At 41.4% G+C, this 19,915-nt stretch carries 15 protein-coding genes; 13 read left to right on the top strand and 2 right to left on the bottom strand.

The window, feature by feature from the left end; genetic code table 11:
- Window positions 1–94 precede the first annotated feature (94 nt).
- Window positions 95–1,732: a malate synthase A gene (gene aceB, locus Vgang_RS15290; RefSeq protein WP_406708319.1), complete on the bottom strand. Its 1,638-nt coding sequence runs from the start codon at window positions 1,730–1,732 to the stop codon at window positions 95–97.
- 416 nt (window positions 1,733–2,148) lie between these two features.
- Between aceB and gcl the strand changes: the two genes are divergently transcribed.
- The 11 genes from gcl (at window position 2,149) to Vgang_RS15235 (ending at window position 15,139) form a co-directional block, all read left to right on the top strand.
- Complete coding sequence (gene gcl / locus Vgang_RS15285; protein WP_105901690.1) at window positions 2,149–3,924, top strand: glyoxylate carboligase; 1,776 nt, start codon at window positions 2,149–2,151, stop codon at window positions 3,922–3,924.
- Between the two features lie 71 nt (window positions 3,925–3,995).
- Window positions 3,996–4,772 carry a hydroxypyruvate isomerase gene (hyi, locus tag Vgang_RS15280; RefSeq protein WP_105901689.1) on the top strand — a complete coding sequence of 259 codons (777 nt, stop codon included), beginning with the start codon at window positions 3,996–3,998 and terminating at the stop codon, window positions 4,770–4,772.
- Between the two features lie 45 nt (window positions 4,773–4,817).
- Complete coding sequence (locus tag Vgang_RS15275) at window positions 4,818–5,714, top strand: 2-hydroxy-3-oxopropionate reductase (RefSeq protein WP_105901688.1); 897 nt, start codon at window positions 4,818–4,820, stop codon at window positions 5,712–5,714.
- A gap of 501 nt (window positions 5,715–6,215) precedes the next feature.
- Window positions 6,216–7,088: a carbohydrate ABC transporter permease gene (locus tag Vgang_RS15270; protein ID WP_105901687.1), complete on the top strand. Its 873-nt coding sequence runs from the start codon at window positions 6,216–6,218 to the stop codon at window positions 7,086–7,088.
- A gap of 1 nt (window position 7,089) precedes the next feature.
- Window positions 7,090–8,019, top strand: coding sequence for a carbohydrate ABC transporter permease (locus Vgang_RS15265; protein WP_105901686.1), 930 nt, complete (start codon window positions 7,090–7,092; stop codon window positions 8,017–8,019).
- 3 nt (window positions 8,020–8,022) lie between these two features.
- Complete coding sequence (locus Vgang_RS15260; protein WP_105901685.1) at window positions 8,023–8,616, top strand: DUF624 domain-containing protein; 594 nt, start codon at window positions 8,023–8,025, stop codon at window positions 8,614–8,616.
- An 11-nt stretch (window positions 8,617–8,627) separates the two neighbouring features.
- Entirely contained in the window at window positions 8,628–9,869 is a 1,242-nt protein-coding gene (locus tag Vgang_RS15255; RefSeq protein WP_105901684.1) for an AGE family epimerase/isomerase, read from the top strand.
- 12 nt (window positions 9,870–9,881) lie between these two features.
- A complete protein-coding gene (locus Vgang_RS15250; protein WP_105901683.1) occupies window positions 9,882–10,964 on the top strand; it encodes an ABC transporter ATP-binding protein in 1,083 nt (360 codons plus the stop codon).
- A gap of 181 nt (window positions 10,965–11,145) precedes the next feature.
- The gene (locus tag Vgang_RS15245) at window positions 11,146–12,153 is read left to right on the top strand and encodes a LacI family transcriptional regulator (RefSeq protein ID WP_105901682.1); all 1,008 of its coding nucleotides are present in this window, start codon (window positions 11,146–11,148) and stop codon (window positions 12,151–12,153) included.
- A 393-nt stretch (window positions 12,154–12,546) separates the two neighbouring features.
- Window positions 12,547–13,848, top strand: a complete 1,302-nt coding sequence (locus Vgang_RS15240) for a carbohydrate porin (protein WP_105901681.1) — start codon at window positions 12,547–12,549, stop codon at window positions 13,846–13,848.
- 115 nt (window positions 13,849–13,963) lie between these two features.
- Window positions 13,964–15,139 (top strand): cupin domain-containing protein, encoded by a 1,176-nt coding sequence (locus Vgang_RS15235; protein ID WP_105901680.1) that lies wholly within the window; start codon window positions 13,964–13,966, stop codon window positions 15,137–15,139.
- 150 nt (window positions 15,140–15,289) lie between these two features.
- Here Vgang_RS15235 and Vgang_RS15230 read toward each other — a convergent pair whose 3' ends face one another.
- Window positions 15,290–17,287, bottom strand: coding sequence for a cellulase family glycosylhydrolase (locus Vgang_RS15230; RefSeq protein WP_105901679.1), 1,998 nt, complete (start codon window positions 17,285–17,287; stop codon window positions 15,290–15,292).
- Between the two features lie 334 nt (window positions 17,288–17,621).
- Here Vgang_RS15230 and Vgang_RS15225 point away from each other — a divergent pair, with 334 nt between their 5' ends.
- On the top strand, window positions 17,622–18,899 hold the full coding sequence (locus Vgang_RS15225) for an ABC transporter substrate-binding protein (RefSeq protein WP_105901678.1): 1,278 nt from the start codon (window positions 17,622–17,624) through the stop codon (window positions 18,897–18,899).
- Between the two features lie 69 nt (window positions 18,900–18,968).
- A complete protein-coding gene (locus Vgang_RS15220; RefSeq protein WP_105901677.1) occupies window positions 18,969–19,877 on the top strand; it encodes an ROK family protein in 909 nt (302 codons plus the stop codon).
- Window positions 19,878–19,915 lie beyond the last annotated feature (38 nt).

Here is a 19,915-nt window from a genome sequence, read left to right as displayed (position 1 = left end):
ATGAATGGCATTGGTATCAGTTTACAAAAACTCTCTGTTCCTTACCCATGACGAGGGGGCTCGAAAGAAACAGAGAGTATTGTAAGCTGGGTTATTAACGAAGAAGCGGATAGCTCGGTAGTGTCAAGAACTCTGCAAAATCGTCTTGGGTCGATAAGGTATCGAACATCTTGGCCGTTTCTTCAAATCGTCCTTGAGCATAACGTTGCTCGCCAACTTCTTGTTTGATTGTGTTTAGTTCTTCTGCCAACAGCGAACGGAAATAGTCCTCTGTTACCACTTGGCCATCGTCGAGTTGTACGCCGTGTTTGATCCATTGCCAGATGCTTGCGCGAGAAATTTCTGCGGTTGCTGCATCTTCCATTAGGCCATAAATCGGTACACAGCCTACGCCGCTAATCCAAGATTCAATGTAATAAAGCGCGATACGAATGTTTTTACGTAAGCCTTCTTCATTACGTGGGCCTTGGCACGGCTCGAGTAATTGCTCTGCCGTAATGTCACCGACATAGCTGCTGTCAAAATCAACTTGGTTAATCTTGCCTTCCAGTTTGTTTTCAAAAATGGTCATCGCGACATCAACAAGTTTCGGGTGGGCAACCCAAGTGCCATCGTGGCCATTTGATGATTCGCGGTTTTTATCTTCTTCCACTTTCGCCAGTACTTGCTTCATCACATCTGGGTCAGAGTTTGGAATGAAAGCAGACATACCGCCCATCGCCAGCGCACCACGGGCGTGACAAGTTTTCACCAGTAGTTGGCTATAGGCATTCAAGAATGGTTTATCCATACCAACACTATGACGGTCTGGCAGGATGCGATCTTTATGGTTTTTCAACGTTTTGATGTAGCTGAAAATGTAGTCCCAACGGCCGCAGTTCATCGCAACAATATGATCGCGCATCACGTACAGCATTTCTTCCATTTGGAAAACCGCAGGTAGAGTTTCAATCAGAACGGTGGCACGAATGGTGCCGATCTCAACGTTGAAATATTCTTCGGTAAAGCGGAACACATCATCCCACCACTTGGCTTCTTCCATACTTTCCAATTTTGGAATGTAGAAGTACACGCCTTCGCCTTTTTGCGCGCGCGTTTGGTAGTTATGGAAGAAGTACAACGCGAAATCCATTAAACAGCCTGCAATCGCTTGACCTTGATATTGGATATGCTTTTCAGGCAGATGTAGGCCACGAGGACGAGCGAGAAGCTGTGCTGGGCTCGAGACTAAATCGTATTGCTTGCCTTTTTTCTCATCGAAGTAGCTGATGGTGCCCGCGTTAGCATCACTCAGGTTGATTTGACCATCTAGCATGTTATCCCAGGTTGGAGAAGACGCATCTTCAAAACAACACATAAACACTTTGGCGCCAGAGTTCAGCGCGTTGATCACCATTTTACGATCAACAGGCCCTGTGATTTCTACGCGGCGGTCTTGTAAGACTTGCGGGGTTGGCGCGACTTTCCATGATTTGTCTTCACGAATCGCTTTGGTGTCTTCACGGAATCCTGGCAATTCACCGGCATCAAATTGCGCTTGGCGTTGACGACGTAGTTGCAAAGCTTCGTTCAGTGGCGCAGTAAATTTAGTGACTAAAGCGTCTAAAAAATTCAGGGCTTGCTCAGACAAAATGTCTTTTTGCTGTTGGTTTTTTAGCTCACCGACGACTTCAATTGCTCTTGATTGTCGGGTTTGCATGTCTGTTTCACGGTCCTCAGTGCTGTGCATAATCGTCTCCTTTATGAACATGTCTTACTCAAAGGCTAGTTCGATGAGCTTTCGAGTTTATGAGTTTGAAAATGAGCGCTCTCAACAACTTGGGGGAATGTATAGGGATACATGGGTTGAAATGTTCATCTTCTATAAAATGGGTTTAAACAAAATTGTGTACATTAATGTTTTTAATTCTTGTGTATGTATATCCTCGTTTTCACAAAAGATCAAAGAATATTTAACGTTTTGTGGACTAAGTCCAGTTGTAAGTAAACTGGTTGGATCAGAAATATTTCCTTTATAAACATGCCTCTAGGTTTGTTTTTTGCGTGAATTGAAAAAAAATTTTGTTTTTTATTTGCCCATTCCAAAAATGCCTGTCTAGACTGAATTATGTATTTTTAATTGTATACAATAATAAAAGGAATTGACTTATGGCGAGAATGAAAGCAATCGAAGCAGCAGTGGAAGTGCTTAAAAAAGAAGGGGTGGATATTGCCTTTGGCGTGCCAGGTGCGGCGATTAACCCTTTTTATGCCGCGATGAAAAAGATTGGCGGTATTGACCACATTCTAGCTCGCCACGTGGAAGGCGCGTCTCACATGGCGGAAGGGTATACACGAACCCACGACAATAATATTGGTGTGTGTATTGGTACGTCAGGCCCAGCAGGGACAGACATGATCACGGGTTTGTATTCTGCTTCAGCAGACTCTATTCCCATTTTATGTATTACCGGACAAGCGCCGCGTGCTCGTTTGCATAAAGAAGATTTCCAAGCGGTGGATATTGAATCGATCGCCAAACCTGTCACCAAATGGGCAACGACTGTGTTAGAGCCAGCTTTGGTGCCGCGCGCATTTCAACAAGCGTTCCATATTATGCGCTCTGGTCGTCCAGGCCCGGTTTTAATTGATTTGCCTTTGGATGTGCAATTGGCAGAAATCGAATTTGATATCGACACTTATGAGCCATTGGAAGCTTATCAACCGAAAGCAAATCGCGCTCAGATTGAAAAAGCTTTAACTATGCTAACTGAATCTGAAAGGCCGTTAATTGTGTCTGGTGGTGGCGTGATCAACGCAGGCGCTAGCGCTGAACTGCAAGAGCTAGCGGAAATTCTCAATGTACCCGTTATCCCTACCTTAATGGGCTGGGGCAGTATTCCTGATAATCATGAACTCATGGCTGGCATGGTGGGGCTACAAACCTCGCATCGTTATGGCAATGCCACCATGTTAGCGTCGGACTTTGTATTGGGTATCGGTAACCGCTGGGCTAACCGTCATACCGGTTCGGTCGATGTCTACACTCAAGGCCGTAAGTTTGTTCATGTTGATATCGAGCCGACGCAAATCGGCCGCGTGTTCTGCCCAGATCTTGGCATTGTGTCGGACGCAAAATCAGCACTGACGCTGTTTGTTGAAGTCGCTAAAGAAATGAAAGCAGCAGGTAAACTAAAAGATCGCGCCGCTTGGGTGAGCGAATGTATCGAACGTAAATCAACGCTATTGCGTAAAACTCACTATGAAGAAGTGCCGATGAAACCGATGCGTGTTTATGAAGAAATGAACAAAGCATTTGGTGAAGATACCTGTTACGTCAGCACCATTGGTCTATCGCAAATTGCAGCAGCGCAGTTCTTGCATGTGTATAAACCGCGTCATTGGATCAACTGTGGTCAAGCTGGCCCGCTAGGTTGGACGATTCCTGCAGCACTAGGGGTACGCGCAGCCGATCCAAACCGTCCGATTGTGGCGATTTCTGGTGACTACGATTTCCAGTTCATGATTGAAGAATTAGCCGCCGGTGCGCAATTCAACCTGCCTTACATTCATGTGGTGGTGAATAACTCTTACCTAGGTTTGATTCGACAAGCCCAGCGCCAATTCGATATTGATTACTGCGTTCAGCTTGCCTTTGAAAACCAAAACTCACCTGAGATGGAAGGTTATGGTGTGGATCATGTTGCAGTCGTTGAGGGCTTAGGCTGTAAAGCGATTCGAGTGCGTAAACCAGAAGATGCACCGGCTGCCTTTGAACAAGCGAAACAATTGATGGCAAAACATCGTGTACCGGTAGTGGTGGAATTCATTTTAGAGCGCGTGACCAACATCGCCATGGGCGTAGAAATCGATGGCGTGAATGAGTTTGAAAGCTTAGCCACTGAGCAAGGCGATGCGCCAACCGCGATTACTTTTAATCAATAGCTAGCGTTAAGCACTCATGTTTTACGAATGAACAGAACCTTTTACGAACGAACCGAAATTAGGAGAAGGATATGCCTAAGTTTGCAGCGAACTTATCCATGCTATTTACCGAAGTGGATTTTTTACAACGCTTTGGTTTAGCCGCCCAGGCTGGGTTTCATGGCGTGGAATATTTATTTCCGTATGACTTTGAACCAAGCACGATTCAACAAGTGTTACACGAAAATAACCTACAACAAGTGTTGTTTAACTTGCCGGCGGGTAATTGGCTTGATGGTGACCGCGGTATTGCGGTTGATCCGAAACGTGTTGATGAGTTTCAACAAGGTGTTGCGAAAGCGATTCAATATGCCAAAGCACTCGATTGTAAGCAGGTGAATTGCCTCGCGGGCATCGTACCAGATGGTGTGACACCTGAGCAGGCCGAAGAAACCTTTGTGAATAACTTACGTTTTGCCGCAGGGGCGCTCAAAGAAAACGGTATTAGCTTGATTATCGAAGCGATTAACACGCGTGATATTCCAGGCTTCTTTCTAACGAACACTCAGCAAGCGCTCGATATTATCGCCAAAGTGGGCAGTGATAATTTGAATTTCCAATACGACATTTATCACATGCAGATTATGGAAGGGAATCTCGCGCCAACATTGAGTGAGCACTTAGGCCAAATTCAGCATGTGCAATTGGCCGATAACCCAGGTCGACATGAACCAGGAACGGGCGAGATTAACTACCCATTTTTGTTTAAGCATTTAGACAGCATAGGTTATGACGGTTGGGTTGGCTGTGAGTACAAACCGAAAACCACTACGCAAGAAGGCCTTACTTGGCTAAAAGAAATGGCGTAATTGAATTTACTGAATATATAAAAAACAAATTTTAAGGACGAGATTATGACGACTCCAACGATTGCATTTATTGGTACAGGCATCATGGGTAAACCTATGGCGCTGAATTTACAAAAAGCCGGTTATCAAATTGTGGTATCGGATCACTTTGTTGCTCCGCCACAAGAATTAGTCGATGGCGGTGCGACCGTGGTTCACAGTGGTAAAGAAGCGGCGCAAGTATCAGATGTGATCATCACAATGGTGCCAAACACACCGGATGTAGCAGACGCGCTATTTGGTGACAACGGTATTGCGCAAGGTTTGTCAGCAGGCAAATTGGTGATTGATATGAGTTCAATTGCGCCGATCGAAACACAAGAGTTTGCAAAGCAAATCAAAGAATGTGGCGCGGAATATTTAGATGCCCCTGTGTCTGGCGGTGAAATTGGTGCAATCAACGCATCACTGACCATCATGGTGGGCGGCAGTGAAGCGGCATTTGAACGTGCCAAGCCTTTGTTTGAAGTCATGGGCCAAAACATTACCTTAGTCGGTGATAATGGCGCTGGGCAGATCTGTAAAGTCGCGAACCAAATCATCGTAGCATTGAATATTGAAGCGGTATCTGAAGCCTTGGTATTTGCCTCAAAAGCGGGTGCAGACCCTGCGCGCGTACGTAACGCATTAATGGGCGGATTTGCTAACTCTAAAATTTTAGAAGTGCATGGCGAGCGCATGGTGAAAGGTACATTTGACCCAGGCTTTAGAATTGCGTTGCACCAAAAAGACTTAAACCTAGCATTAACGGGTGCTAAACAACTTGGACTCGATCTCCCGAATACCGCCACCGCGCAGCAATTATTCACTGAGTGCGCGGAAATGGATGGCTCTAGCTGGGATCACTCCGCGTTAATCAAAGCGATTGAGGCGCGTGGGAATCACAATATTCGTGGAGAGTAAGAGATTAAGTTGAATTTCTTCTTTGTTATAGCTGAGTGATTGCACTGGACTCGTGTACTGCCATCATATTTGGGAATGAGGGTAGTGCGCCGCAAAAGCTCAGTTTTTACCGCACTTTTTTGTCTCCTTTAGGTGCGCCCCGAATGGTTCTGATGAATGGTTTATGTTTTGTGTGCAGCATAAGCCAGATGTAGTCTCAGAACGATTCGGGTTTTTTTGATCTGAATGTTTACATTTGTTTCAGTATTGAATTTCAATTCGAACACGTTTTTATGCATAGATTTGCCACTTTATCGTTTGAAACTCTCATTTCGTGTTTATTATTAAAATTCTACTCTGAGTTAAAATCGTAACGTTACAATTTTGTTGTTTGGTGTCGGGTTTTTAACTGAAAATCAGCTCTCATTTCGGATCTAGTTCACAACTATTTATATCATAGCTACACAGCCATAAATCGTAACGTTATCATTTTTGCAAGACCGACATTGGATTGGAGTGAAAATGATTAAATTAACATTACGACAGCAACAAAGGCTTATCGTGGTCGCATTTTTAGCGATTCCGCTAGCATTGCTGTTTACCTTTTCTTATTACCCCGCATCACAGCTTTTCTATATGAGTACAACTGACTGGGATGGGTATGCACCAGTGAAGGAATTTATTGGTATAGATAACTTCACTTATCTTTGGCAGGAGCCAGAACAGCTAAATCCACTATTGGTTACGCTCTATTATTTCGTAGGTGCCGTGATCCAACTGGTGTTGTCTTTGTGGTTTGCAGTGTTGGTTAACTCAAAATTAGCAGGAAGAAACATATTTAAAACGCTTCTTTTTATTCCTTTTGTATTGAATGCTGTGGCTGCGTCTATGGTGTTTCAAATCTTCTATCAAGTGGATGGGGCGCTGGATAGCTTTTTGACGGTCATCGGGTTAGAAAACTTAATTCGACCTTGGCTAATGGATTCAGATATTGTGAATTGGTCACTGGTTGCGGCTTCGATTTGGCGTTATTTGGGCTTTAATCTAATTCTATTTTACGGTGTGCTGCAATCGATTCCACAAGACCAGTATGAAGCCGCACGAATTGAAGGTGCATCTGAATGGCACCAATTCCGTTTCATTACACTTCCTTCAATCAAAATGGTGATAGGTCTACAGGTCTTGCTTGCTTTTGTTGGCTCTCTTTCTGTATTCGAAATCCCTATGATCATTACCAAAGGCGCTAATGGTACCAAAACGTTTGTAATGGCAACGCTTGAAACGGCCTTTAACTTTAATGATTTTGGCTTGGCGTCGGCAATGGCAGTCTTACTGCTGATGATTGTTGTTTTATTCATGATTTTGCAAAAAGTCTTGTTTAAGGAAGGAAAATAGTATGGATAAGGTTTTAGCCTCAGGAGCTCATCAACGTAATGTGGAATACGCAAAAAATGAAAAAGCGATGAAGAAAGCGCGGTTTAAACAAAATTTATCAAAGCCATCTTGGGTATTTTGGCAGCTGTTTAAATATGCCACACTGATTATTGCTTCGATTGCTGTATTGGTTCCACCATATTCAGTCTTAATGGCTTCATTTAAGACGCTGCCAGAGTATTACAGCACGAATAAAGTGTCATTACCGGAAAGTTTTTTCAATTTTAGTAATTACATCAAAGTGTTTACTGACGGTGATCTCGGCCTCGCATTTTTTAACACGGGATCTATTCTTATTATCTCACTTATCTTTACGATTGTGTTTGGTACCCAAGTGGCTTATGTGCTTTCTCGTTTTGAATTCAAAGGCAAAAAATTGGTTCTTCTTGCTTATGTCGTCGCTATGGTTATTCCAGCAGTGACAACACAAGTAGCGACTTTTGAGGTGATCAAATCGTTAGGATTAATTAACCATAAAGCATCTGTAATCTTATTATATATAGGTGCAGATGTGGTGATGATCTATGTGTTTTTGCAATTTATGAAAGGTATTCCTGTAGAGCTTGATGAAGCTGCGAAAATTGAAGGTGCATCGTATTTTTTGATTTATAGAAAAGTGATATTACCATTATTGAAACCTGCTATTGCCACAATAATAATTTTAAGAACAATCTTTATTTATAATGATTTTTACTTTCCACTTTTGTACTTGCCAGAATCATCTCAAGTAACAGTATCTACAGCTTTATATAAATTTACTACCGTATTTGGTACGGAGTGGACCACTATCTCGGCAGGTATTGTTATTATCTTATTACCATCGATTATTATATTTTTGCTACTACAAAAACAAATTTATTCAGGCGTGACTAATGGCGCAGTGAAAGGCTAGCGAATGAATAATACTATGTGGTTTTGTCAATGGCTATCACGGCTTGCTTGGTTGAATGTGGTTGGTATTATTTTCTCATTTTCGAGCGGTATCGTGCTTGGTATTATGCCAGCGCTAATAATGATGTGTACTGGAATTCGTTGGTATGTGGAAGGTGAGCGGGTTTCTGTGGCGATGCTATGGCGGGTGTATTGTTCTGTTTGGGCGCGTGCGAATAAATTATGGTTATTACTCGTTGTCCCGCTTATGTGCACCATGTGGTATTGGCATTGGGCCGTTGTGAATCAGTTAGATTTTCTAAGTGTGTTTGGACTCGCGATCATTCCATTTGCCATCGGTGTGACGATCGTTATTTTATGTTTGGCGATTCAAATAAGTATGTATGAAACCGTTGGGATTAAAGATGATTTGAATAATGCATTTTATTTTTTTTCTAAACATCATTGGCAAGTAATATTAGGATTGGTTGCTATTTTGTTTTTATCTCTAATGAGTTTAGCATTTCCGTTAATTGCTCTGTTTTATTTATTAACGCCAGGTCTTGTGATCGCAATGAAGAATCAATCCACATTATCAAATCAAAGCGATGATGCTTAATAAGGGAACTTATGCTTGATCTCAATAAATTAAAAAAAGAGTTTCAGCTAGAAGCCGAAAACATCCTTACTTTTTGGGCTGCTCTAAAAGATGATAGTAATGGTGGCTTTTACTCTGAGAGTTATCGTGGAAAAGTTGATAAAAATGCGGATAAGTCAGTTTTACTTCATTGCCGAATTCTCTGGGCTTTCTCTAGTGCTTATAAGGTGTTTAAGCGAGAAGAATATAAGCAACTGGCTGCACATGCTTATCAATTTTTAGCTCAAAACGCATTCGATGAAGCTCATGATGGTTTGGTTTGGATGCTAGATAAAAATGGTAACGTTACGAATTATCTTAAGCACACTTACAATCAAGCATTTGGAATTTATGCCCTGAGTGAGTATTACGCTGCAGTTGGAGATGAAGAAGCTCTTGAACTGGCAAAACGTATATTTCATTTAATTGAGCGTAAGGCACTAGATAGTGTTCTTGGGGGCTATAACGATGCCTTTCAGCGTCATTGGGTTAGTTGCGAAAACCACCTCTTGGGTGATGTCGGTATGTTTTTTAAATTCGCGCCTAAAACAATGAATACCCACTTACACGTGCTCGAAGCCTACTCAAACTTAGCGAAGTGCTGGTCATGTGAATCTTTGCTTTCAGCCATTGAGCGGATCGCATCGGTCTTTGAGCGCCGAATTTACCGAGTTAATGGACACCTTGGTTTGTATTTTTCTAGTGATTGGAAGCTGATTTCCCCACGAGATCATGAGACTGCAGAATCGTACGATGTGATTTCTTATGGCCATGAAATTGAAGCCAGTTGGTTGCTCGATGAAGCATTAGATCACTTACCAGCATCGCCTTGGAAAGAGGAACTGATAGCGAAAAACTATCAATTGGCTACATTGACATACGAACACGCGCTTGCCGAAGCTGGCTTCGTTTTCAATGAATGGAAAAGCCATATCGGTATTGATTTGAACCGAGTTTGGTGGGTGCAAGCCGAGGCTTTAGTCGGTTTTATGAATGCCTATCAGGTAAGCCATGAGAGTAAGTGGATTAACGCCATGGCGAAATGCTGGCATGCAATTACTCAGCATCAGATAGATAAGGTGAACGGTGAATGGTTTTGGTCTATCGATCAAAATAATCGACCCCAGTGGCAATTTCCTCAAGTTTCTACATGGAAATGCCCTTACCACAATACACGAGCTTGTCTTGAGCTATATCAGCGAATTTCACAGCTAGAACAAAATGAAAAAGAATAAAAGGAATGGATTATGTATTCAGTAGCCGTCAATAATCTTAATAAATCGTACGGAAAAACCGTAATTTTGGATGATATCGATTTAACGATGGAAGCAGGGGGCTTCACCGTTTTATTAGGGCCATCAGGTTGTGGTAAATCAACCCTTCTGCGTTTAATTGCTGGATTAGAAGATGTGACTTCAGGGCAAGTACTCATTGGTGATAAAGATGTCACGTTAGCGGATCCTAAAGACCGAGATATTGCGATGGCTTTTCAATCTTATGCATTATTTCCGCATATGACAGTTGAAGAAAATATCGGCTTCGGTATGAAAATCAATAAGTTTCCAAAAGAGCAGATTACGCAACGAGTGAATGAAGTCGCTGAAATGCTACAAATCGATCATTTACTTAAACGGACACCTGCTCAACTTTCCGGTGGTCAAAGGCAACGCGTAGCCATTGGGCGCGCACTGATGCGCCAACCTAAAGTCTTTTTGTTCGATGAGCCTTTATCGAACCTTGATGCAAAATTGCGTGGTGAGATGAGATTGGAATTGAAAAAACTGCATCACAAACTAGATTCAACCATTATCTACGTAACGCATGACCAAATTGAAGCCATGACATTGGCGACCAAGATAATTTTGTTAGATAAAGGTGTGCCACAGCAAATCGGTACGCCATATGATATTTACAATAAGCCAGCCAATGTGTTTGTGGCTAAATTCGTAGGCTCTCCACAAATCAATTTATTAAAAGGCAAATTACTCCAAGAAGGGAATGTATGGGGCGTTCAAATTGGTCAGTTATTTATTCCAATGACGCATTATGATTTTCTAGAGAAACCAGTGGAAGGGCGCACTGTCCTGTTTGGTATTCGCCCTGAGCATATTACGCAATCACCTTTAAACAGTGAGATGGAACTATCGTTACCGGTGACCGCTTATGAAATGACAGGCTCAGAAACTTTGGTCGAACTGAATTTGAATGGCCAGCCATTAAAAGCAAAATTGGATGCAAATGTGCATATTCATGATGGTGAAGTGATTAATGTCAATGTGAACCTCCAGCATATCTCGCTATTTTGTGGAGCAACGCAAGAGCGTATTTAACCTGTCAGGTATCCGTTAAGACGTAAGCAATCAATTGTGGAATGACCATCTATGGCATGATTATTTACCCATGATTTGTATGATGCGGTCGAGAAACCGCATCATCGAGCTTGAGTTAGGGTATAGACAGTGATTAAATTGCTTTAAGTTTCATATTTATAAGAACACTAAGCCAGAAGCCATGCCAAAAGCGACTTTAAAAACATTAGCAGAATATACCGGACTTTCGGTTACTACCGTTTCTCGTGCTTTAAAAGATGGAGACGATGTAAAGCAACCGACGAAAGATAAAGTAAAAGCGGCCGCTAAGAAATTAGGTTATAAACCAAATCTTTCTGGTTTAGGCTTGCGTACAGGTATCAACTATAACATCTGTGCGATTTTACCTATGATGAAAGCTGGAGATTCGGTGGGTGATGTCGGTACGCTTTCCTTAATTGGTGGTTTAACGGCGGGTTTAGAAGGAACGCCTTATCATTTAACTGTGTTGCCACTTGAGCCAGGGCAAGATCCGCTTGAGCCGGTTAAATACGCGGTAGAAAATAATTTAGCTGGTGGGATCATTTTTAACCTCACCAAAACACAAGATGAACGCGTGTCTTACTTGCATGAGCAAAATATCCCATTTGTCACTTTCGGTCAGACCGAAATGTCGATAAATCACGCATTTGTGGATGTCGATAATTACGATATTGGTTACCGTGCAGCGATGCAATTGTTCACGCAAGGCCGGAGAAAAATGCGCTTGTTGAGTTCTTCCTATGTATATACCTACTCTTGGCATAAGTATTACGGTGTAAAGCGAGCTTCGATGGAATGCGGCTTCGATTTTGATAAAGACCGTGACATTATTTTTGATACTGATGTAGGAAATTACCGAGAATATGCAAAAGAGTTGATGCTTTCGGATAACGCGCCAGATGGAATTATTTGCGGTTCAGAAATTAGTGCATGTGGCATTATTGCTGGTGTTCAAGATGCAGGTAAAGTGATCGGTAAAGATATTGATATCATTGCCGTTGAGACATGTGACTTACCTATATTCTTTACTCCACCCATTTCTGGCTTACGTCAAAACTTCCATAGCGTGGGATCTCGCTTATCTGATTATCTAGTTAAGTTGGTTGAAGGCAAAGCGGAACCTGAAGCATTGCAACATGTCGAAAAAACCATTTTTTATCCAAGGTAGTCTGAGTTTTCCCGCAAGCAGCTCCATTCCTTAAATGAAGTCAGTTAAAGCAGCGTTCAATTTATGAATTGCTGCTTTTTTTATGGGCATTTTATTATCATTAATCGTATCGTTATCTTGTTCGTTGTGATAAGTTTTTAACTCTTGGATTGTGTGATCAGTTCGTCACTTTATTCGTCTTTTTATATCTTTGGTTAGTTATTTAAGCAGTGTTTGTCCTGAAATATTACCTAGATCTCGCTTGCTGGATTATTAGTGTTGCGCAGATCATGTTTTGCCAATAAATCGTAACGTTACGATTTATTGGTGGGTATAGTGTGATTGTGAGAGCGAGATGACTTGCAGTGTGAACGGTTCTCTCTCACCGATTCATATAATTTAAGGACGATAAAAATGAAAATTAATCAGCTAACAACAGGTATCCTTTTAAGTTCATTATTTTCTTCTGGTGTTGCTTTGGCCGCGGATTGGGATGCAGATTTACATGGTTACATTAAATCTGGGTTATTGATGAATAGTGAAGGTAATAGAGTTCAGTCAGTCGGTTTATTTACCAATTACGGTAAGTTTCGTTTAGGTAACGAGCAGAATACAAAAATTGAATTGGTGCCAACCATTAAAGCAACAAACGATGATGGTGCTTGGGCAAAAGTGAGAGCGAACCTAACGCATGAAACGAACTGTACATCAGATTGGAACTGTGTGGATGGCGATGGTCATGATATTCAGTTCCGTGAAGGTATGGTCGAAATTGGTGGTTTGGATTTCGCTCCGGGCGTAGTGTTTTGGGCCGGTAAGCGATACAACTCGTACAATACATCCAATCATCAATATGACTGGGAATACATTCAGTACAACGGTACTGGTGGGGGCGCGGATAACATTGATATCGGTATCGGTAAGTTAGATGTCGGTGTTTATGCCTTTACCCCAAGTGACCGAACTAGTGTGGAGCCGCGTGATCCAAAAGCTGAAGGTTACCCTGAAGATCTTTCAATCAATTTAATTCTAAAACAGATTGCCGGCACAGGTTTAGCATTCCAACTTGCTGCACATACGATGGAAGAAAGTTCATGGAGCCCTGATGCAGCGACAAGCGGTATTGGAATTGGCGCGCAATATAACTTTGATGGTTTTTACGGCATTGCTAATGGTTATTCAAAAATAACCGTCCAATATGGTAAAGGCATGGCGGCAGGTGATTCACTAGGTAAAAACGGTTGGGGATTTGGTAATTCCGATGATACACAATCAGGCCGAATTGTATTCGATGCTTTAGCGAATGTGAATGAAACTTGGGATATTTCAACGTTTGCATTCTATCAAACTGATAGCGATTACAACCCATGGTCGGATTGGTCTGACCCAACCAATTCAGGTTACGACCGTAACTTATGGGCTGTCGGTGTTCGCCCGTACCAACAAATTGCTAAGTACTTTGCGATGCAGTATGAGGTGGGTTACGAATACATTGATGAAGACCGTACTGATGGTGCAAAAGGTGGCTTAGTTAAAGCAACAATTGCTCCAACAATTACTTTTGAAGAAGGTTTTTGGGGACGTCCACAAATCCGTACTTTCGTGACTTACGCGAAATGGGATGATGATGCGGCGAGCCGACTTGATTCAGGTTATACACGCGATGGTGCAACCGATACATGGAACTTCGGTGTACAAGCAGAAGTGTGGTTCTAAAGTACGAGTATTGATAAATATCGATACTATTTATGGTTAACGTATACCGTGAATGTGATCGGAGAAGGTGAGGGCAGCGGCTCTCACCTTTTGCAGTTTCTAATATGAGGATGCCATGATTGAATTAAAAGGCTTGGTGAGATTCGGAGATTGGGGAGGCTGGCATTTTGTTCCACAATTGCTAATGATTCAAAGTTGTAAACAAGCCATCTCCTCACTGTGTTTTAGTGATAACCCTAGGTATTCAGCAAGTTTAGTTGACGGTTCTTTATTGTCGAACTGGTTATCTTTAGCGCCTGATATTCGTATCGGTAGTGAAACATTGAAGCAGTACGGTGCGCGAATTCCATTTGAGTTTTCATTGTTGGATACCCAACGGCCTTGTGGATTACGCGTTCATCCTGATGCACTGAAAGCTCAGCAAGGCTATGACTTTGAGAATAAAAGAAATACACCATACTCGATTCGTTTATATAAAGACGGGTATAGTAAACCGCAACTTAGGTTAGCAATTTCAGATAGTTATTTACTGGTTGGCTTCAAAGATCCTCTAGCGGCGTTGTGTGAGTTGAAGCGTTACAAAGATCTTGCTCCTTACGTTTTGGTCCTTGAAGAATACGGTATTCGCGGATTATTACGTTATCTCATTCATCAAAATCCAACAGAAATTGAATCGGCTTTATGTCCGCTGAAAGCGCAATATCAAGACGCTTTTTTGCAAAATGAGTTGCCTAAAAGCGAAGCTTTATATTGGTTTATGGCCTTAGCAAAACGTTATGAAGAACAGGCAAGAACCGTGGATTGGGTGTTAGTCGCTTTGTTTTTGATGAACCTTATTTATCTCCCGAAAGAGCAGGCTGTATATATTTCTCCTGGTACTTTATACGCCGATCTTTTTGGTCAAGTATTAGCCGTCACTAATTTATCAAATAATACTTTATCGACAGACGGTGAATTAACTTGGCAGCAAACGCAGCAGATGGTTGATGCATTAAATGTCGAACATCAAGAAATTATGTTTTTAGATAAACAAGATGTAGCACCAGTAGGCCAGGCATACAGCATTCCTAATGATCATTTTTCTATGCAAGAGTTTCGCTTAATGCCTGGTCAGTCTCTGGTGACTCCGATGACTGACTACCCATGTTATTGGTTGGTCTTGAATGGAGAAGTTAAAGTTAATTCGCAATTACACTATTCATTGCCTGGTAGCGTTTTTTATCAAAAGCCAAATGAAATCAATAGCATTAAAGCATTTTCTAATAGTGTAATTTATAGAATTAGCCAATAAATGACTGTTGAAAAGGATTGTATTGATAATTTCTGACTAACTGTTGTCTTCATGCCTACCTCCTTTGAGGTTTGTCCTCACCTCTAATTGGGTGAGGACTTTTTTTATCAACTAACCTTTACTATTCAGAACGTAGTGTAAGATGAATTGTTAGTCGAAGGTTGGCTTAAAGAGTTGAATATTATCAATATAAACTGCACCATCGAGCGCGAGCTTATCTCCTACAATACATAAGAATAGATCAGGTAATTTATTGCTAATATCACCAAGTTCGATTTTGACGGTTTGCTTGTAATACTGTTTTTCTTTCATGGTCACGATAGGTAAGTCGCTGAGTGCTACGCGGTTTCTATCTGTATCCAGTTTTACCCAACCGTCTCCAAGAGCAGCATAAGGGCGAACCCCTCCGGCATTGACTTCTTGCACTGGAATGTAAAGGTCGTATTGCATATGGGTATGGGTATTGAGTGCTTTCACTGCCATATTTCGGATTTTGACTTCTTCCCAATCATTATTACCAGACCAAGAGAGGTTTAGCTTAAGCATAGGTGAGCCTAGATCACTACTGATTTCCAATGCAGGGTTTTTCCACTCGGCTTGCCATGTACCATCTTTTTCCCAACCTTGCATACTTTGGCTATCAAAATCAAAATGGGTGCCGAGCGCATAACCAGTGATAGGTCTATCAACTTCAACATGGATTTTGTAGGTTTCTTTTGGGCCTTTTTGGTAAGACGCCATAGCGATGAGTGTCTTTTCGCCTAATCCAAGATCATCTCGTTTAACACGGGCTTCATAATAGCCATCACCCTCTGGGTCTGTCATTGGAATGACTAGATTTAAGTCTGGTAGGCGTAATTCCATTTTTATTAAGTTATCATCCTGGTGGTTAAATGAATAAGCCGATACTTTGATGTGTTCATCACTCACTTTCATGCCATCAATGGGGTAGGTGATATAAACATGATTTTGTTGTGGGAACTCTATGCCCCTCATTTGTTGAGAATGTTCCATTAACAATTGAGCGGTGCTACCACCATCATTGAGAATACGGAACCCATCATAATCAGGGTAAAGACCATCAGCTTGCCCTGGCTCAATACCAGAGAGGATCCAGAACATGCTACCAGCTAAGCCTTGCTCATAAGCAGTATTCGTCCATTTTCGATAGATAAAGTCTCTATTTAGAGGCTCATCTTTACCAATGCCATATTCTTCTAGCACAGCTGGTTTGTTGGCTTTTTTAGCGGCTTGTGCATGATCAACGATCCATTGCGTTCCCCATTGCTCAGAATTGAGTTTTTTCCAGTGCTCAGGGTATAAATGAAAAGTGCCGTAATTGATATTAGGAAGAGTAATAATGCGCTCCCAATCGACACCTTCATTGCCATTGTAGGTCCAATCATCGGTATTCGGGCGTTTAAAGAAACCTTCTGAGCCAAGTGCAATCAGTTGTTTTGGTGCGAGAGTACGAACATAATCACTCATTTCTTTCGCCCACTGGTAAAGCAGTTCTCCTGATTTATCGGATTGGGCACGCGGCTCATTGGCCAATTCCCATGTCATTATGGTTGGTTCTTGGTTATTAGGCACTTGTGTGTAACGGTTGGTGTGTTCAACCAGATGCTTTACATAGTTTTTGTACGTGGATTTAATTTTCTCACTACGATAAAAATCATCGTGATTTTCCCCATTAAACCACTTCACATATTCAGACATGCCACCAAAATCCCCCCAGTTATTGGTAAGCACAATCACTAATCGAAGGCCACGTTTTTTCGCTTCTGCAACGGTATAGTCAAGTCGTTCTAAGGCACTTTGGACGCCTGGAGGTGGAGTATAAACCCCTGGGCTTGGTTGCATTGTGTGATTGTGGCTGATGCCATCCATGAAGCCCCACATGCGAATGGTGTTTAGCCCCATAGCTTGTGCATCATCCAGAACAGAATCAATCATTTCGTTTGATTGATAATGCAGGTAGTAATTATTGGTACCTGCTATTCGATAGGGTTGGTCACCGTTATAGAGTTGTGTGCCATTTTGGTTAATAAAGTGTTCAACGGTTTGCGGTTTCTCTGCTGGAGTGTTTTGGCATGCATTGAGTACAAATGCTAAAGGCAGTGTCATTAACATCGGATTCATTTTCATTCTATCTTCCTTATGTAGTAGTAAGGATTTTAGTGTGATTAAAAACGCACTAAAAATTAATCTTAACGTTACGTTTTTGTCAGGCTCATCACGAACAACGCTATTTGATGATGTGGATCACTTTTTTATGCTTTTGATTATTCAGAGCTATTTGGGATTTAAAGTATTGTAATTACTTTATTTTTGTTTGATTTGTTTATTTTTAATAAAAAGAGTGATGGATAAAAAGTGATTATAATCACGTTGATGACTATTTGTGTTTGGAATTTAAAATCGTAACGTTATGATTTGTTGCGTGGGACAAAACGAGAACAACAATCTGTGGAGAAAAACAATGAAAGGATCGACAAAAACATTAGCTCGTACTGCACTATGCAGCGCTTTATCGCTTGGCTGTGTGACGTTTGCACACGCGAGCGACATGGGTGGCATCAATGCTGAGCAAGTCAAAGGCGCTATCACCTTTTATACCAACCGTACGGATTTGCTAGAAGATGGTGTGTACGATCGTTATACCAAAGAATTCAAGGCGATGTACCCTAATGTCAGTGACGTGAAAGTTATTGGGTTTGCCGATTATCAAGGCGGGATTCGAACTCGTATGAACACCGGCGATTATGGTGATGTCATCTTAATTTTGCCTTCGGTGCCAGCAGAGCAGTATTCAAATTTCTATGAACCCCTTACACATCTATATGGAGAAGATGAAATCTATTTCCATGATGCGTGGAATTACAAGGGGGAGTCATACGGTATTTCGATGGGGAACTCGGTCGAAGGTTTGGTTTATAACAAACAAGTATTAAAAGATGCCGGCGTACAAGTGCCGATCAAAACAATGGATGCTTTGTTCGAAGCGGCACATAAAATTAAAGACAAAGGCCAAATTCCTTTTTACATCAACTTTGGTGCTCAATGGCCGCTACAGCAATGGGATAAATTTCCCCTGGTCGTAGAAGGTAATAACGGCGTGTATGAAAAGATGCTAACGCAAGACAAACCTTTTTCAGAAAAAGGTTCAGCATACAATACCTCTTTATCAACTTTAAAACGTCTTATTGATGAAGGGCTGACAGAAAAAGACCTCATGACTAACTCGTGGGAAGATTCAAAAAATGCGATTGCAACAGGTAAAGCTGGCATGTATTACCTTGGAAACTGGGTTATCCCACAAGTGATTCAACAGGGTGCCGATAGCGATAATATTGGATTTATGCCAATTCCATCTAATAACAAAGGCGAGTTATATGCTCAGATGAACCATGACTGGGGTTATGCCGTCAGTAAATTTTCTAAAAATAAAATCGCCGCTAAAGCTTATATCAAATTCTTAATTGAACAATCTGACTTTGATAAGGTTTCTGGTTTTATTCCAACATTAAAATCTAAATCACCATCTCTTCCTCAGTTAACGGAATATATGGATTTTAAACCAACGGTGATTCAAACCCCTGTCAATTCTACAACATTTATCGAAGTCACTAACCGCTCGAAAATTGATTTTTACTCCGGTGGCTATATTCAGGATCTCATGACAGCAAAAGATTTTAACCAAGCACTAGAAAAATTGGATGCGCGTTGGGAGCGTGCCAAAAAACGCGTAATGAAGTAATTACACTTCCGGTGGTCTTTGGGCTGCCGGATTTTCTCTTGATAGGTTGGAATAGTGGGTAGGTAAGATATGGATCATGAATATTATCTTTCTCTTGATATCGGAGGAAGTGCAGTTAAATATTCAGTAATGAATGGTGAGGGACATTTTTTTCATAAAGGGAGCTTTCCTACACCGAAAGACACTTTAGAAAATTTTTTGCTTCAACTCGATAAGGTATTGGTTGAAGTAGAAAAACAAAAGGTCATATTGAAAGGCATTGCAATCAGTAGTTGTGGGGCGGTAAATGTAGAAACCAGTGTCATTCATGGGTCGAGCGCGATTGACTATATTCATGGTCCTAATTGGCGAGAATTAATTCAACAGCGTTATAACCTGCCTTGTGAAATTGAAAATGATGCACATTGTGCTGCTTTAGCTGAAGCGTGGAAAGGTGTTGCTCAACATTGCTCTCAGTTTTGTATGGTTGTGATAGGCAGTGGCATCGGTGGAGCAAACGTATATCAGAAAAAAATCATACATGGGCAAAATTTACATGGTGGTGAATTTGGATACATGATCGCATGTTATCAAGATGAATCTCCTGTCACCTTTAGTGATGTGGCCTCAACTAGAGGACTTATTGCGTCCGTATGTCGTAAAAAGCATTTATCAGAAGGCAGTTTGACTGGAATCGATATTTTCACTTTAGCTGAGGAAGGTGATGTCGATTGTCAAAGTGCAATTGATCATTGGTATCAAAATTTAGCAACAGGATTGTTTAATCTACAATATGCTTTTGATCCAGAAATAATATTAATAGGCGGGGCGGTGAGTGTCCGCTCGGAATTAATCAGCCGAATTGAAGATAAAATTGCGAACATATTACAGAAATTGCCTCACTCTAAAGTTGTGCCGCAAATTCAAGCCTGTAAACTCGGTAATGATGCTAATTTAACAGGTGCATTATGGCACTTTTTATCTCGACAGAAATGTTGATGGAATAACAGAAAAATAAAAATTTAAGGAGAGACCAG

The sequence above is a fragment of the Vibrio gangliei genome (genome assembly GCF_026001925.1).
In the GTDB taxonomy this organism is placed as follows: Bacteria; Pseudomonadota; Gammaproteobacteria; order Enterobacterales; family Vibrionaceae; genus Vibrio; species Vibrio gangliei.
Note: the sequence above shows the minus strand (reverse complement) of the source record. Positions and strands in the feature narration are given on the sequence as shown.

What these genes read in the sequence shown, in the direction of transcription:
- gcl (WP_105901690.1), top strand. Translation starts at nt 2,149, where the DNA reads ATGGCGAGAATGAAAGCAATCGAAGCAGCAGTGGAAGTGCTTAAAAAA.
- hyi (WP_105901689.1), top strand. Translation starts at nt 3,996, where the DNA reads ATGCCTAAGTTTGCAGCGAACTTATCCATGCTATTTACCGAAGTGGAT.
- Vgang_RS15275 (WP_105901688.1), top strand. Translation starts at nt 4,818, where the DNA reads ATGACGACTCCAACGATTGCATTTATTGGTACAGGCATCATGGGTAAA.
- Vgang_RS15270 (WP_105901687.1), top strand. Translation starts at nt 6,216, where the DNA reads ATGATTAAATTAACATTACGACAGCAACAAAGGCTTATCGTGGTCGCA.
- Vgang_RS15265 (WP_105901686.1), top strand. Translation starts at nt 7,090, where the DNA reads ATGGATAAGGTTTTAGCCTCAGGAGCTCATCAACGTAATGTGGAATAC.
- Vgang_RS15260 (WP_105901685.1), top strand. Translation starts at nt 8,023, where the DNA reads ATGAATAATACTATGTGGTTTTGTCAATGGCTATCACGGCTTGCTTGG.
- Vgang_RS15255 (WP_105901684.1), top strand. Translation starts at nt 8,628, where the DNA reads ATGCTTGATCTCAATAAATTAAAAAAAGAGTTTCAGCTAGAAGCCGAA.
- Vgang_RS15250 (WP_105901683.1), top strand. Translation starts at nt 9,882, where the DNA reads ATGTATTCAGTAGCCGTCAATAATCTTAATAAATCGTACGGAAAAACC.
- Vgang_RS15245 (WP_105901682.1), top strand. Translation starts at nt 11,146, where the DNA reads ATGCCAAAAGCGACTTTAAAAACATTAGCAGAATATACCGGACTTTCG.
- Vgang_RS15240 (WP_105901681.1), top strand. Translation starts at nt 12,547, where the DNA reads ATGAAAATTAATCAGCTAACAACAGGTATCCTTTTAAGTTCATTATTT.
- Vgang_RS15235 (WP_105901680.1), top strand. Translation starts at nt 13,964, where the DNA reads ATGATTGAATTAAAAGGCTTGGTGAGATTCGGAGATTGGGGAGGCTGG.
- Vgang_RS15230 (WP_105901679.1), bottom strand. Translation starts at nt 17,287, where the DNA reads ATGAAAATGAATCCGATGTTAATGACACTGCCTTTAGCATTTGTACTC.
- Vgang_RS15225 (WP_105901678.1), top strand. Translation starts at nt 17,622, where the DNA reads ATGAAAGGATCGACAAAAACATTAGCTCGTACTGCACTATGCAGCGCT.
- Vgang_RS15220 (WP_105901677.1), top strand. Translation starts at nt 18,969, where the DNA reads ATGGATCATGAATATTATCTTTCTCTTGATATCGGAGGAAGTGCAGTT.